The organism is Proteus vulgaris (genome assembly GCF_023100685.1).
Classification (GTDB): domain Bacteria; phylum Pseudomonadota; class Gammaproteobacteria; order Enterobacterales; family Enterobacteriaceae; genus Proteus.
This window is the reverse complement of record NZ_CP090064.1, coordinates 3,893,326-3,908,731: the sequence shown is the minus strand read 5'-3', so window position 1 is coordinate 3,908,731 and position 15,406 is coordinate 3,893,326. Positions and strand designations below refer to the sequence as shown.

19 protein-coding genes are annotated in these 15,406 nt (G+C 31.9%); 12 read left to right on the top strand and 7 right to left on the bottom strand.

Annotated elements, in window-relative coordinates:
* Window positions 1-27 precede the first annotated feature (27 nt).
* The gene (soxR, locus tag LW139_RS18535; protein ID WP_088494455.1) at window positions 28-477 is read left to right on the top strand and encodes a redox-sensitive transcriptional activator SoxR; all 450 of its coding nucleotides are present in this window, start codon (window positions 28-30) and stop codon (window positions 475-477) included.
* On the opposite strand, the gene LW139_RS18530 is transcribed toward soxR, so the two are convergent.
* Genes LW139_RS18530 through LW139_RS18500 form a run of 7 tightly spaced genes read right to left on the bottom strand, consistent with a single transcriptional unit; the run spans window position 478 to window position 4,575 of the window.
* Window positions 478-915 carry a hypothetical protein gene (locus tag LW139_RS18530; RefSeq protein ID WP_166539916.1) on the bottom strand — a complete coding sequence of 146 codons (438 nt, stop codon included), beginning with the start codon at window positions 913-915 and terminating at the stop codon, window positions 478-480.
* Window positions 905-1,576 carry a type III secretion protein gene (locus LW139_RS18525; protein WP_166539917.1) on the bottom strand — a complete coding sequence of 224 codons (672 nt, stop codon included), beginning with the start codon at window positions 1,574-1,576 and terminating at the stop codon, window positions 905-907. Before LW139_RS18525 ends, LW139_RS18530 begins: the two co-directional genes overlap by 11 nt.
* Window positions 1,557-2,114 (bottom strand): type III secretion protein, encoded by a 558-nt coding sequence (locus LW139_RS18520; RefSeq protein ID WP_247850365.1) that lies wholly within the window; start codon window positions 2,112-2,114, stop codon window positions 1,557-1,559. Before LW139_RS18520 ends, LW139_RS18525 begins: the two co-directional genes overlap by 20 nt.
* Window positions 2,092-2,865 (bottom strand): type III secretion system inner membrane ring lipoprotein SctJ, encoded by a 774-nt coding sequence (gene sctJ, locus LW139_RS18515; RefSeq protein ID WP_166539919.1) that lies wholly within the window; start codon window positions 2,863-2,865, stop codon window positions 2,092-2,094. Before sctJ ends, LW139_RS18520 begins: the two co-directional genes overlap by 23 nt.
* 2 nt (window positions 2,866-2,867) lie before the next feature.
* A complete protein-coding gene (gene sctI / locus LW139_RS18510; RefSeq protein WP_247850364.1) occupies window positions 2,868-3,155 on the bottom strand; it encodes a type III secretion system inner rod subunit SctI in 288 nt (95 codons plus the stop codon).
* 21 nt (window positions 3,156-3,176) lie between these two features.
* Window positions 3,177-3,443, bottom strand: a complete 267-nt coding sequence (gene sctF, locus LW139_RS18505; protein ID WP_109408410.1) for a type III secretion system needle filament subunit SctF — start codon at window positions 3,441-3,443, stop codon at window positions 3,177-3,179.
* 49 nt (window positions 3,444-3,492) lie between these two features.
* Complete coding sequence (locus LW139_RS18500; RefSeq protein WP_247850363.1) at window positions 3,493-4,575, bottom strand: hypothetical protein; 1,083 nt, start codon at window positions 4,573-4,575, stop codon at window positions 3,493-3,495.
* Window positions 4,576-4,854: 279 nt separating this feature from the next.
* Here LW139_RS18500 and LW139_RS18495 point away from each other — a divergent pair, with 279 nt between their 5' ends.
* From LW139_RS18495 to sctS, 11 genes are read left to right on the top strand one after another with little or no spacing between them, the layout of a single operon-like run.
* A complete protein-coding gene (locus LW139_RS18495) occupies window positions 4,855-5,610 on the top strand; it encodes a helix-turn-helix domain-containing protein (protein ID WP_166539922.1) in 756 nt (251 codons plus the stop codon).
* Window positions 5,594-7,312: a type III secretion system outer membrane ring subunit SctC gene (gene sctC / locus LW139_RS18490; protein WP_166539923.1), complete on the top strand. Its 1,719-nt coding sequence runs from the start codon at window positions 5,594-5,596 to the stop codon at window positions 7,310-7,312. The genes LW139_RS18495 and sctC overlap by 17 nt, the downstream gene beginning before the upstream one ends.
* Before the next feature lie 4 nt (window positions 7,313-7,316).
* Entirely contained in the window at window positions 7,317-8,405 is a 1,089-nt protein-coding gene (sctW, locus tag LW139_RS18485) for a type III secretion system gatekeeper subunit SctW (protein WP_247850362.1), read from the top strand.
* Window positions 8,406-8,427: 22 nt separating this feature from the next.
* Window positions 8,428-10,521, top strand: coding sequence for an EscV/YscV/HrcV family type III secretion system export apparatus protein (locus LW139_RS18480; RefSeq protein WP_247850361.1), 2,094 nt, complete (start codon window positions 8,428-8,430; stop codon window positions 10,519-10,521).
* Window positions 10,522-10,530: 9 nt separating this feature from the next.
* The gene (locus tag LW139_RS18475; protein WP_166539926.1) at window positions 10,531-10,944 is read left to right on the top strand and encodes a type III secretion protein; all 414 of its coding nucleotides are present in this window, start codon (window positions 10,531-10,533) and stop codon (window positions 10,942-10,944) included.
* Between the two features lie 2 nt (window positions 10,945-10,946).
* Complete coding sequence (gene sctN / locus LW139_RS18470; protein WP_247850360.1) at window positions 10,947-12,248, top strand: type III secretion system ATPase SctN; 1,302 nt, start codon at window positions 10,947-10,949, stop codon at window positions 12,246-12,248.
* Complete coding sequence (locus LW139_RS18465) at window positions 12,232-12,693, top strand: type III secretion protein (protein WP_247850359.1); 462 nt, start codon at window positions 12,232-12,234, stop codon at window positions 12,691-12,693. Before sctN ends, LW139_RS18465 begins: the two co-directional genes overlap by 17 nt.
* A complete protein-coding gene (locus LW139_RS18460) occupies window positions 12,674-13,564 on the top strand; it encodes a hypothetical protein (RefSeq protein ID WP_166539929.1) in 891 nt (296 codons plus the stop codon). Before LW139_RS18465 ends, LW139_RS18460 begins: the two co-directional genes overlap by 20 nt.
* On the top strand, window positions 13,561-14,487 hold the full coding sequence (locus tag LW139_RS18455) for a FliM/FliN family flagellar motor switch protein (protein WP_247850358.1): 927 nt from the start codon (window positions 13,561-13,563) through the stop codon (window positions 14,485-14,487). The genes LW139_RS18460 and LW139_RS18455 overlap by 4 nt, the downstream gene beginning before the upstream one ends.
* Window positions 14,488-14,490: 3 nt before the next feature.
* Window positions 14,491-15,150: an EscR/YscR/HrcR family type III secretion system export apparatus protein gene (locus tag LW139_RS18450; RefSeq protein ID WP_166539931.1), complete on the top strand. Its 660-nt coding sequence runs from the start codon at window positions 14,491-14,493 to the stop codon at window positions 15,148-15,150.
* The gene (gene sctS, locus LW139_RS18445) at window positions 15,150-15,404 is read left to right on the top strand and encodes a type III secretion system export apparatus subunit SctS (protein WP_166539932.1); all 255 of its coding nucleotides are present in this window, start codon (window positions 15,150-15,152) and stop codon (window positions 15,402-15,404) included. Before LW139_RS18450 ends, sctS begins: the two co-directional genes overlap by 1 nt.
* The last annotated feature ends 2 nt before the right edge of the window (window positions 15,405-15,406 follow it).

The window sequence follows — 15,406 nt, the reverse complement described above, 5'->3', positions numbered from 1 at the left end:
AAGTTAAGTTGAGGTCAAGAGGAAAAGATGGAAAAAGAGAAAATAGATTTCAATAGAGCACTTACAGTAGGTGAAGTGGCAAAACGTAGTGGTGTTGCTATTTCAACACTTCATTTTTATGAAGAAAAAGGGTTAATTGAGAGTTATCGAAGTGCAGGTAATCAGCGGCGTTACCCACCGGTTGTATTGCGTTATGTGGCAATTATCAAGGCGGCTCAAAGTACGGGAATTCCGTTAAAAGAAATTCAAGAAATATTGGGAAAATATCCGCCAAATAGTAAATTAACAGCAGAACAATGGCACGAAATATCAACGGATTGGAAAGTGCGACTAGATGAACGCATTCGTCGTCTTAAACGATTACGTAACGGGCTTGACCACTGTATTGGCTGTGGTTGTCTATCATTGAGTGATTGTCCGTTGCGCAATCCTGATGATATTTTAGGTGAAAAGGGTGCAGGGCCTCAGATCCTATAATCAAAATGAAAACGATGTACTATCTGGTTTGAAAAATCCCTCATAAGTATCTTGGTTGTCTGTCATTCCCAATAATTCGAGGGTAATCTGATGATAAAAACCTTGATAAGAGAGAAATGAAACCAAGGCCTGATTAATTTCATCTTGGTTTTCTGTGTGTTCTAAAGCACTTTGTTGACGTGCATACATTAAGATGGCTCGTTGGCGATTTTCTTTAATTGTTTGGTTATCTCTATTTTTAACTTCATACTGTACTAAAAAATGAAGAATATCTTTTGCATTGTTAAGATTGAGATTTTGCAACTGTTGATAAAAATCTTGGTTAAGAGAGGCTTGTAAGGGATCCTCTTTTTTTGTCATTAATGCTGATGATGGACGATGAGATGTCGCTTTTGCATTATTAATTTGATGAGTAATATATTGAGGATCAATTTTCATCGTGAGTACCTTTATCTACTGTGTTTTCATCAAACTCTTGTATATAAGCCAATAATCGCATTTTCACTTCTTGAGAAAACAGCATATGATTTTTCTCGCAATAGTATTGATGGAACTGTTTTTTCAGATCTTGAGTGAATAAAGGGGGATCAAAAAAAACAACGTGTGATCCTGAATTGATAGAAAGTGTAGATTCATTATGAAAGATCAATTCAACGTCTTGGCCATTAAGTAATTCTTCCACATAAGAACGCAGTGTTTTCGGGATCTCTAATGTTAATTTAGTATCTGTTGGTACTGTGGTGATCAGATGTTTTGTTAGTTCTATTTGCATTTGTGGTGATTGAAAATAGTGGGCAATTTCTTGAACAATTAATTCTCTTTGTTGTATTTCGTGACGACATAATTCGGTGTGATATTGTGTACATAGCGTCAGGATATCGCCTAATAATACCTGTAACCCTTCAGCATAAGCCTGTTTTTTATTTTCAACAGATTGTAATTCTTGTTTTTTCTCAAGTTCAATCAGCCGTTTCTTTATCTTTTTATGTGTTATTTGCTCTATTCTACGAATATTGTCTAATTGTCGTAGATAGCGAGAACGAATAAGCACACCCTCACAGGTATAACTCAAAAGAGTTTCAGGCAGGGATCGCAACATAATTCAGTACCAAAAGGAAAATAGAATGTGATAAATGCAGTTTTGCAGGCAACGTAATTCGCTTTTTTTCTTTGGGGAAGCAGAGTACAAAGCGTTGTGCTAACGCATTGGATATCGAAGAAATAAAATCTAATAAGAGTTGATAGCCGATATGTTGAGGTTCTCCGAGCATGTCATCTATTTTTTCTTCAGCAAATAAAATCGGTTTTAGAGAAAGAAATGCACGTAATGTAGGGGATAATTGATAGTAATTATCAACCTGTAAAAGAGCTGATGATGAGAAAAGATATCCTAAAAAAAGCGCACATTGAGGCAAGTGTGACCATTGCGTAACCAGTTTATTTGCTACAGGATCATTCTCAAGATCAAAATCGATTTCGGTTTTGAGATGGTATTGTTGAATAAGTTGACGGTTTGAAAGCTTTTGCCAAATGAGATCGTCATTGGGTGTTACTAATTGATAATAATCTTGATGGATATATTGTAATGGTTCATACATCACGATAGATATCCGCTCAAATTGCTGAAGAGTGAGCATGGTTTTGCTTTTCCTCTCGCAATATTGTTTTTTCTCGACGATGCTTTATTAGCAGCACAACGGAAATAATAATGATACTGATTGATATCAGCGCAATTAACCAGCCATATTGAAAGAAAATTGAATGATTTTCATCGGGAATAACTAAGTTGGGCTTCGTGAGTTTATTTATATTTCTTGAGTAAAGTAACACAGTAATATTATTTATGCTCATATCACTAAATGCGTTGTTAATAAAAGCACGGATATCTTCACTAAGTTGGTCACTATCCAATGTATTTTCCTCATAAAAAATTAACACAGAGGCATGAGGAGCAGGAGTTCCCCGTTCTGATAATGAAAGGGGATAACTGATATGAACCCTTGCATCAATAATATGGTCAATTGTGATTAAGGATTGTTCCAAGCGTTGCTCAAGTGCAGAAATCAGCCGTGCTTTTTCTGCCTGAGGTGAGGATACCAATGCATCAGAAGGAAATATTTGTGTCACTTCAATACGTGCATTGGTTGGTAGTTGATATTGTTCTAAAATTTGTACTGCAATGGCAAAATCTTCTTTTTTAACTGTAATATCGAATAAACCTTTACCCAGCGCGATTTGGGTTGTCGTAATGTGATGTTTTTGCAATACCGCCTGTACTTGTGTTGTTTGGCGTTGATTAAGGCCCGTCAAAAGTGATTGGTCTTTACAACCCGAAAGCAATGGAAATAGACAAAATAATAGCGCGCATAATAAAGACTTAGCTCTCATTACTATTGTGCCTTTAATAATGTTTCGACAACATTTAATGATTTTCTGACCAATGTGCTGGCGAGATTCATCGTAATGGTGTAATCATTGAGCGTTGTTTGAAGTTGGGTATAACTTTGAACATCCGTCAATTGACTGAGTGTAGAAAGTTTTTCTTGTATCTGTTGTTCATATCGCAAACTATCCGCAATACTTTTTGTCGTTATGGACGCCAATGTATTGTGGCTTAATTCATCAGATGTATCAGATAAAGTGGATAAATTAATAGATGTGATGGGCGTAATTGCCATAGGTACTCCATAAATAAAAGGTTAGCGCATATTACCAATAATGCTCATGGCAAGATCTTTTACGACTTTAATGGATGTTGATTGAGCATTTCGCGTTATATTATATTCCGCAAGTTTGGCCTGATAATCTGCTAATGCCGCAGCATTAGACGTATCCATTTTTAATGCCTCTAAGGCTTTCTTTAAAGCCTCGCTTTGGTTTTTTACGGGGTTTTGAAAATAGTCATCAATATTTTGAATTGAGCTTGCATCTTCAGTATTCGCATTCCCTGTTGGGCTAGTTGACATAATATCGTTCTCTTAAAGTATTAAAGTGTCATTATCAAAAGTGAGATTTTTATCCATTAGGAAAATAAAGGTGTTTATTATCAATAAAGATATAGCCTTTACTTTCTTGTAGCATGGTTTTATTTTGTAATTCAGATTTACCTATATTCTCTTGGTAAAATATAAATTTTCTACCAAAAAAGGATGTTTGTTTTTTTATAAATTGATTTAGCGTTGATTTATCTTGATAAGATAAGTTGCTATTAAATATTAATACAAGCCTATTTTTATCTTTCTTTATTTCATAGTCAGATTTTTGAATAAAAGAAATTTTATTGATTTCATTGATTAAATTATTCATAGAAAGTGAAATAACCTCAGGGTAACAATTTTCTGGAAATTGATGATGAATAGCATTTATCTCCTTTTCTTTTTCAATTTCATTTTGATAAATAAATATTAATTTTGGTTTTTCTTTATTTGATAAAATCAAGTGATTGATTTTATGCTGTCTGGATATTAGTGAGTTTTTAATTTTATTAATATTAACATAAATATATTCACCTTCTCTATTTTCTGTTTTTATCCATTCCGGTACTGAATCATCATAGAGGCAGAGATGATTGTTTTCTCCCTTGTAATTAAGAGGCGATAACTGAATCGGTATATCAACTGTTCCATCAATAAATTTATTATCTTTTAATAAGTAATATAAAATAAACAAACTGAGTATTAAAGTAAAAATGAAAATAAAAACAGTAGAATAAGTTTTTACCTTCATTTTATTTAAACTAAAATTCAATTCGTTAATGTTTATATTATCTGATTTGCTAATCAATAAGATTGGAATATCATTTAAATAAATGGGATTATCTAATGTTAATTTTTCTGTTTTTATTTTCCCTAACTTATTATTATTTATAGTAAATAAATTACCATTGTCATTTTTTTGATCAAGTTTAATATCAATATTTACATTTGAGAAATCATCATCAAAAGGAATGTATAAATTGATTTTATTTTTATGTTCACTATTTTCTCTATTTTCACCGTTATATAACAAAATGGAATAGTGATGAGATGAAAGTGATGTTTTTGTGCCTTTTAATGGCCCGTTTAAAATATAAAGATAATAAAAAATATAATTGCTCATAAATAACTTTGTTTATTAATATTTCCCGTGAATAGGTTTGGATAATAATTTAATTAATCTTATTTGTTTTTAAAATAAGGTTTATTATTTTACAGTTTAAGTGTTTTTTAATAAAAATATCTTGTAAAATTTAAACTAATCTGGATGATTGTACATATTTATCACTAATTATTAATGTTATTATATCTAAAGTGCTGTAAATCATAATGCATAAATAATATTTCGGTATTAATGTTATTACCGTTATTTTTGTTTTTTTATAATTTTTAAGGTTCTATTATGTTAATAAATGATATAAAGATAAATGGTGACAATGATATATTGATGGGTGATTCTTTATTCTATTGCATTCCTTTGAGTGATGGTTCGCCGATAAAAATATATGAAAATAAAATCGTAAAGATAGTACAGGGTAAGGCATTTGTTTATAATGCGAAAAATGAGAATATTGTTTTTCAATCTGAACCACATACTTGGAAAATAGAAAAACGTTCTTTTTTTATATGTGCTCGATTATTGGCTTTTATTGATTATGCGCGTGATTTTTCAAAAATGACAGCTATTGGAACTGAATTTGATATTAATCAGAAGATTTTTCATATAGAAAATAGCGAAGGAACACTAGAGCATATTTTAATTAGTGAAGCATTAAAAGAGAATAGCCAATTAGAACCACTTTTTGTGACGATAAGACATAGTGAAAGTTATTGGCTTATTTTGCACCTTATTAGTTATTTAGATGAGAAAAAAAGCAATATTGCACAAATAGGGGAACGCTATGGCGTATCTGGTACGCATTTTAGGCGTTTATGCAAACGCTATTTGGGGAACTGCGGTAAAAGCCAATTACGTTCATGGCGTGCTGCTTCATCGATTTTAACAACGCTTTCAACGGATGAATCATTAACACAAATCGCCGTTGATAATGGATTTAGTTCTGCATCACATTTCTCTAATGAAATTAAAACATTATTTGGTATTACTCCAACGGAATTTCGCCGAATTGGTCGTTTTCTTTATGAATATAAAAAATAAAGTCTGTTTTATTATTGGGATACTTCTTTGTTGTAGTTTGCCTTTATCTGTCAAAGCAGAAGAAGAGCAAATTATTTATACACATCAAAGTAAAAAACCCGATATGTTTATTGCTGTTGATACCCGTATCGAGCAGTTTTTCTTTGTTTTATCAGATAAATTCAATAAGCCCTTTATTTTAAGTCAGGCTGTTAAGAAAAAAAGGATCACCGGTAATTTTTCATTGGCTTCGCCTCAAGAGGCATTTGAGTCGATGGTTCGCCGTATGTCATTACTTTATTTTAATGATGGTGAAGCAATTTATGTGTATGACAATACTGAAATTGAGCAAGCATTATTTCAAGTAAGAAATATTAGTATTTATGAGCTCAAGGAATATCTGCAAGATGTTGGTTTGTACGACCTACGTTTTCCATTACGAGCAGGAAAAGATAAACGTACTTTTTATTTATCTGGGCCACCTATTTATCTTAAGTTAGCGAGAGCCGCTGCAGATTATCTTGATAATGTTGCGGCAGAAAAACAGCAACAAACAATGAATAATCAAGTTCCCACGGGGAGCTCTCGTTATGGAGAGGAATTTGTGCAGATATTTGCACTAAAAAATACCTTTGTTCAAGATCGTAGCTATTCATTACGTGATGAAAAAATTGTACTACCAGGTATTACGACAGTATTACAGCAGCTATTTCATTCACAAACACAAGAAATGAATGGAGCGTCGCGAAATAGAGAGCAACAGAATACATATTCCGCATCTTTAAATACGAATAGTAGTAATGGCGAAAGTGAAGAGGCGTCTTATTCGACAACACCTATTGTCACTCAAATGGGACAATATCATGTTGAGTTAGTACCGTTGCCTGCATCAAATAGCTTATTAGTTAAAACTAGTCGGGAAGGTTTAGCATTAGTCCATTCATTAATTACTCAGCTTGATAAGCCTAAAAGGCAAGTTGAGCTTTCACTATGGATCATAGATATTTCGAAAAGTAAGGCAGATAGCTTAGGGATTGATTGGAGTGCGCGTTTTGACTCCGGCAATCACGCCTTTTCATTTAATACATCGAGTTTAACACCAGCATCGGGTTTTAGTTTTCTCAGTAAAATTAAAGCATTAAGTGATGATGGTGATGCAAAAATGGTATCAAGACCCATCTTGTTAACTCAGGAAAATACTCCTGCAATTTTTGATAATAATACGACTTTTTATACTCAAATTAAGGGGGAAAGAGTTGCAACATTAGAATCAACAACATTTGGCACAATGATGAGTGTATTACCTCGTATTGGTAGCTCTAATAAAGAGATTGAAATGATCATCAACTTGGAAGATGGCGCAGAAAAAAAAGAAGATTCAAGTAAAGATAATGAACGTCTACCTACGATTAATCGTACTAATATTAGTACCGTAGCAAGAGTTTCAGAAGGTGGAAGTTTGCTTATTGGTGGATATACACGAGAAGATAATGTAAATGCGGAATCTAAAATTCCAGTCCTCAGTGCGATCCCATTATTGGGCAAACTATTTACATATAAATCAGATAACAATAAAAAGATGGTACGTATTTTTATGTTACAGCCACGTTTATTGGGAAGCACTGACAGTGATATCTCACAATCATTAAGTGATGATCCTTTTCAACCGATGAATAAAAAAACGACACAGGCATTGCAACAACTTCAGAATTTTATGAGGTAATGCCATGGTTACGCCAATTAAATCGACGATCCCGATTCAAATTGCAATAAAAGAAAATAAAGTTAATCATGAAAATAGAAGTGATAACGAATATAAGCAGCCTAAAATTTCAGAGAGACAGAACTATCAAAACCAATTGATGGAAATTGCTGATGATATGTCGATGGTTGCCTCGCAATTTTCACAACGCTATGGAAAAGGATTAGATAAAAAAGCAGAACGAGGAAACAATACTTTATATATTACAGAGGAAGGTGCAGATCAAAAATTAGATAAAGTATTAAAAATGTTTAAAAAATCAGATCAAAGCTTACAGGACTTATTGGCTTATTTACGACAGATGTTTCCTGACGATAGTGATTTGATTATGGTTTTACGGGAATTAATTAGAAAGAAAAAATTAGGTGCGCAATTAGATGCTGAGATAGAAAATGAAATTGTGCGTATGCTTGAAGGAGAAAATGCAAAAAATATTCGTGCGGGGATTAATGTCGCTTTAAAAGCAAAAATATTTGGTAAATTATTATTACTTAATCCCTCTGTATTACGAGATCTTTATCGTAGCTATCTTGATTTAGATTTAGAGCCAATTTATTTCTTTCAGTTTTTAATAGAAGAATATGATATTGAACGATGTACGGCTATTTTTACCTTTTTGGCACAAGGTTTGTTATATGATATGCAATCTTTGATGCCGAGCTGCTCACAAAGTTCAGAGTTTGGTTTGCTGTTAGAAAGAGTCAATAAATTAAGAGCAATATATAGTTTTATTTCATTAGGAATGGATCTTTTTAAAGAAAAAGAATTACAGCATATATTATCAGAAAAACAGCTTTATCAATTGTTCTATCATGGTATGACAATACCCGATGAAATGAATATCTATTTGTTGGGTTTATTATCCAAAGAATGTTCAAGTTTATTAATAACGGTAAAGATGCGATTTTTACAAATAATAAGAACACTATTTAATAGATATCCAGAATGCTTGTATTTATCTAATGAAAATAGAATCTCTTGCCAAAAAATAATACAAACTATTATGGATAAGTATATTCATATGGAAAAATTCGAATTAAGAAAAAACAAATAATTATTTTTAATGGATATTAATAATGATATATAAATTTCTTTTCTCGATAAGAAATCGCCCAGAACTTATTGTGTTGTCAGTGATAATTTTAGTTATTTTAATGTTAATTATGCCATTGCCTACCTATTTGGTTGATTTTCTTATAGGTCTTAATATCACGATTGCATTATTGATATTGATGAGTTCTTTTTATGTCACTCGAATATTAAACTTTATGACGTTTCCCGCATTACTTTTGATTACAACGTTATTTCGTTTAGCTCTATCAATTAGTACTAGCCGACTTATCTTATTGGATGCCGATGCTGGAGAAATTATTACCTCTTTTGGTGAGTTCGTTATTGGAGAAAATTTAGTTGTTGGTTTTGTGGTCTTCTCTATCGTGACAGTAGTGCAATTTCTTGTTATTACAAAAGGTTCTGAACGAGTTGCCGAAGTCGCTGCACGTTTTTCTCTTGATGGTATGCCGGGTAAACAAATGAGCATTGATGCGGATTTGAAATCAGGCATCATTAATAATGATGAAGTTAAAATTAGGCGGAAGGAATTAGGGCAAGAAAGTCAGCTTTATGGATCATTTGATGGTGCAATGAAATTTATTAAAGGCGATGCTATTGCCGGCATTGTGATTATTTTTGTTAATTTAATTGGTGGAATGTCTGTTGGTATGGCGCAAATGGGGATGTCACTTTCTCAAGCGTTGCAAACTTATACATTATTAACCATTGGTGATGGTTTAGTAGCACAAATTCCCGCTTTATTAATTTCAATTAGTGCTGGATTCATTGTGACACGAGTCGGAGATGAAAATAAAAACTTAGGCTCAAGTATTATGAATGAGCTGTTATCTCAAGACTTCGCACTCTTAATCACTGCATTGCTTGCTTTTGCTATTGGTTTTTTACCTGGCTTTCCAACGCCCGTCTTTATTATTTTATCTACGATTATTGGATGTTATTTTTTCAAAAAAAACATTTGGGATAAAAAAAAGAAAACTTCTGAGAATAGTGATGCTCCTCATCATGAAGAAGGTGATGAGAAAAAAGGTATTATGTCTAATCTTTTTTCTGGAAAAAAAGAACAAGAAGAAGAAAACCAATTAGCAACAGAAACAATTTCTTTATCGCAAGCAGAAACACAGCCACTAATCGTAACGCTTTCAGTGAAAAAGAAAAGTTATCTAACAAAAAAGGTCTTTGATAAATGGTTAAAGAAAGAATTTATATTACAATATGGGGTATTACTTCCCGATATCTTAATTTATTATTCTGATACTATTGATAAAGATAAAGTCATCATTTTAATTAATGAAGTTAAAGCGGATGAGTTTTATTGTTCTTTTCCTCTTATTAATATAGAAGCACCGACAGATGAATTCTTTTCTTTAGGGTTAAAATATATTGAGTTAGAATGTAAGGGAGTAAAAACTTATTGGACTGATGAAGATAATAAATCGTTATTAATGAAACTTAATTTTGAACTTATAAGTTCAGAAGATTATTTTTATCAAAAATTTTCCAATTTAATTACAGCAAATATTGTGGAGTTTTTAGGTATACAAGAAACAAAAGATATACTAGATAAAGTAGAGGAAAAATCACCAGAATTAATGAAAGAATGCTATCGGCAAATTTCTATTCAAAGGATCAATGAAGTTTTACAGAGATTAGTGCAAGAAAAAATACCAATAAGAAATATTAAAACGATTATTGGTGGATTAGTTCAATGGGGTGGAAAAGAAAAAGATCCTATTTTGCTCACTGAACATATTCGAACATTACTCTCTCGTTATATAAGTGGTTTTTTTTCTAAAAATAGTCAGCTCAATGTTGTTATATTATCTAATGAAATTGAAGTAATTATTCGTGATGGAATTAGGCAAACATCATCAGGGACATTTTTAAATTTAGAACCTGCGGAGCTTGATGTTATTTTAGAAAAAATAACCATTGCACTTGATGAAATAAAATACATTCAAAATTATGTTTTATTAACTGCAATTGATATAAGACGATTTGTAAGAAAATTACTAGAAACACAGTTCTCACAACTATCTGTTTTATCATACGATGAAATATCATCAGATATTGAAATAAATGTTTTACAAACTATTTAGAGGAATAATATGTCATTTGATCTTGCACAATTACTTATAGATGCTATGAACGTTATTGGTCGAACAGACCTTTTTTCTGGAGGGCACTCTATTGATAACCATTCAACTATTACGATTAGCTTAGGCGATATGCCTGATATTAATTTATTAATTGTTGATAATGTTCCTATGATTTGGTCGGTATTACGTGAATATGATGAAAATCAATTAAAACAAAATAGCGCAGAAATTATATTAAGTCATGTGAACTCAGAAACAGAAAGCTTTTATCCAGGCCAACCAGCGTTAGTTAAAGTTGAAAATGATTTAGAGTTACGCGCTTCTTTTATGCCAATAGCCTTGCAAAATGGCGAAACAATGGCAAAAGCGATAGATGAATTTTTTCAAGCCATGAATCGAACTAATCAGCAATTTATTAATTAGTTATGGCTAACGCGTTTTCTCCTTTTCGTTATGCAGCACACCCAATTCGGATACAAGGTAATATTCTTGAGGTGATGTTGCGTAATGTTTTTATTGGTGAAATTTGCCAAATTAGAAAAAGCATAGAAAATAGCATGCCAATTGGTGAAGCTATTGTTATTGGATTTCGCCACGGAATAACAATATTGAGTATGATGGGCAACTCTCAAGGCTATTCTTTGCAAATTATCGTAGAGCCAACAGGTGAGGCTTTCTCTGTTGCTCTAAATCATCGTGTATTAGGTAGCATGATTGATATTAAAGGGCATTGTTTATTACGATTTGACGGTAAAGACTTATCAGAAGATTTACCTTCTAAATTATACCCTGTTCATGCGCAGCCTCCCGCATATCATGAACGATTACCTATCACAACATTATTTCAATCAGGAGTTCGTGCAATAGATGGATTATTAAGTTGTGGTTTAGGACAACGAATGGGAATATTTGCCAGTGCAGGAACAGGAAAAACAATGTTGCTGAATATGATTATTCGTTTTTCTCAAGCAGATGTATTTGTCATCGGATTAATTGGTGAACGAGGCCGAGAAGTTACCGAATTTGTCGAAGAATTAAAACAAGATAGTCGGTGTAATAAGGTCGTATTGATTTGTTCAACCTCAGAAAAACCTGCGGTTGATCGTTGTAATGCGGCATTAGTGGCGACTACAGTTGCTGAATATTTTCGTGAACAAGGTAAACATGTTGTTTTATTTATTGATTCAATAACACGCTATTGCAGGGCGTTACGAGATGTCGCGTTAACAGCAGGCGAATTACCAGTCCGTAAAGGCTATCCTGCTTCAGTTTTTGATACATTGCCCGCCATTCTAGAAAGACCTGGTGTGACAAAACGAGGGTCTATTACTGCATTTTACACCGTCTTATTAGAAAGTGATGATGAACCTGATGCAATAGGTGAAGAGGTTCGCTCTATCGTTGATGGTCATATTTACCTTTCACGAAAAATAGCCGCATCAGGTCATTATCCTGCTATCGATATTTTAGCGAGTGTGAGTCGCCTTTTTCAGCAAATTACAGATGAACGACAACAACAGGCAGGATTAAAAATAAGACAAATTTTAATGCGATTACAGGATATTAAACTGTTACAAGAATTTGGTGAATACCGTATTGGGGATAATGCATTAAATGATGAAGCTGTGAATAAACAATCTAAAGTTGAAAAATTTTTAATGCAGTCATTTAAAGAAAAAGCAGAATTTCAGCAAACATTAGAAAAATTGTATGAGATTGCCAATTAAACAACAAGCTATCATTGATTTATTAGTTAAGCGACAAAGAAAAATTGAAAAAAAACAGTATCAATATGAAAGACTATTAGTTGAGGCGGAAAATAAAAGACAAGAACAAAAGAAATTAATGGAATTATTGAAAAATGAAATACCCAATTATGAAAAAATAGGTATTTATTCCATTATTTCTTTTTATCATCAAAGAAGAAAAAAAGCGATTGTCTTATCTTCATTGAATTTATGTCAAACTCAGCTTAAAGAAATAATTATTCAACAAGAAAAATTGAAAGAAGAAAAAAAAGAACTTAAAAAAGAATATATTATTACAATAAAAAAACAGAAGAAAATGCAACGCTATTTTGATAGAAAGCAGAAAAAATTACAGGTATATCTAGAACGTTTAGAACAATATGATATACAGGAGATCGCTTTGTATGACAACGATATTATCTAATAATGTAAAAATAAACAACATAATTCCTAGTGATGAATGTAATTTTGATGAAATGGTTTTATATCAATGTCAAAAGTTTTTTCCTAAAGATAAACAGAAATTAGAAATGAAATTAGAAACATTTCTAAAATTAAATAAATCTAATGTGTTTTTAAATGAAAAAAACAAGGATTTAGAAATATTATCAGATATTGAAGAGAGAGAAGAGAGAGAAGAGAGTGAAGGACTATTCCTGATGAATAGAAATATATTATTTTTTCTTTCCAATAGAATAGAAGAAAAAACATCTGATAAATCAATTATTAAAGCATTGATTATAAGAGCAAGTGAAATTAAAAAAACAAAACAAAATCTTGAAGTAAAGAATATCATCATTAATGATGACTTGTTAAATAAAAAAAATAATATTAAAGATAATGTTAGTAAAAAAAATGAGATAAACGATGTATTTAATAGTGAAATAAAGAATACACATAAAGTTGATACGGAAAATAATACTAATTCTGCACAATTATCTGAAAAAGTAGAATTTGTGCAACAACCTCAAATAGAGGTCAAAACGGTGAATAAATCGCCACTTGAAGTGCCTTGTTGGCGAATATTACATACAAAACAATCCACCGAAAAAAATGATATTACTTATGTTTTTAAGAAGTGGGGAAACGAACATCATCAAATAAAAATTCTTTTTTTTATGAAACATCAGATGCAATTTATTGCCTCTACAGGACGTGTTTACCAAACTTCTCTGGATAATTTAAATCAATATCAAGGCAGAGCAATATTGTCGTTAGAAAATAGCTCAGAAAATGAATATGACTATATTACTTCAATTGATGCAGATCCTAAAAAGAAGGATGGTGATTTATGAATACATCATTATTAGCATGTATAAAAGATAATGATGATAATACCATGCGATGTTTTTCTGCCTCATTTCAATCATATTCAGTAGATAAAAGAGATTATTATTTTTCTATCTATGGGGAAAATTCACTTGGTTTCTTTAATGGATTAATGTCTGTTAATTGCGTTATGGATAGGCTTTATCCTGAAAAAAAGATTGATTGGGAATTGGTTCCTTCCTCTTATTTGTGTTCTCTTTTTATTCGAAATTATACTCAGATTTTACTTTCATTTTCATCAATACCTTTTTTATTGCGTGTAGAGGATATTTATTTAGGTCAATCAGTAAATGGTGCCTATCCCAAAATTAGCAGTGATCTTGGTGATGTTTTTATTCATGAAATAAAAGGGCATTTTCAATGGATAGCGCTATCTAATAATAAGTTAGGAGTTATAGGCGATTTTTGTTTAGGAACGAGCCAGCTTTCTCTTTCATTATTAAAAAATATATTACTTGGTGATTTATTACTTATAGAAAAAATATCATCTAATTTATTTTTAGGTGAGAAAAAATGGATTAAATTTGAGTGGAATGGGGAAAATAGTGTGCAGCTATTAAATGAGAATGAATCAAAAGTATTAGACAGTAATGAACAAAACAAATCAGCACATGAAATAGAGAGTCAACCTTTTACTACTGATGAAGAGAAAAGATTAGCCCCCATCGGTAATATTCCTGTCACTGTTTCTTTTATTTTAGCCAGTAAAACACTATTAATTGAAGAAATAGAAAATTTGAAATCAGGGCAACATATCATGCTGCCTGAAGAAGCACATCAACAAATTATTTTAAAAGTAAATGGCCTTTCTATTGCTCAAGGAGAATTGATTAGGGTCGGTGATCGTTTAGCTGTTGAGATCCAACGTTCTTTTTCACATAACGAGTAAATAATGGAAAGCTCTACAACATTGATATTAACGCTTGCCTTGGCAACACTTGCGCCTTTTATTATTGCCGCAGGTACGTGTTATCTTAAATTTTCGATAGTGCTTGTTATGACGCGTAATGCTTTGGGTGTACAACAGGTACCTTCTAATATGGTTCTAAATGCAGTTGCGTTAATGATGGCATTATTTGTTATGACGCCAATGACTAAAAATAGCTATCAATATCTTGTGAATAATCCTATTAATTTAGGAGAGCCAGGATCATTAGAACGTTTTTCTGATGAAGCATTAGGTGAATATAAGCATTATTTATACCGATATTCAGAACCAGAATTATTAGATTTCTTTGATAAAGCTCAAGGGTATCGACCAGACAGCATAGACGACGATGAACAAATTGAAAGCTCACTATTTTCTTTATTACCTGCTTATGCGTTAAGCGAGATAAAATCGGCATTTATTATTGGATTTTACCTTTATCTACCTTTTATTGTGATTGATTTGATCGTTTCTTGTATTTTGCTGGCATTAGGAATGATGATGATGAGCCCGATTACACTTTCTGTCCCTTTAAAGTTAATTTTATTTATTGCAATGGATGGCTGGACATTATTATCAAAGGGACTGATAAATCAATACCTTGATTTGATGGTGGTAAAATAATGGATATGGTTTATGCCGCTAATAAGGCAATCTATCTCATTATTTTATTATCAGCAGCACCTATTGCCGTTGCCACTTTTGTTGGATTAATTATTGGATTATTACAGACAATTACACAAATACAAGAACAAACATTACCTTTTGGAATTAAGTTAGTGTGTGTTTTTGTTTGTTTATTAATGACAATGGGGTGGATGGGGGAAAAATTATTGATCTATGCAAAAGAAATGTTAGCGATAGGATTCGCTGGATAAAA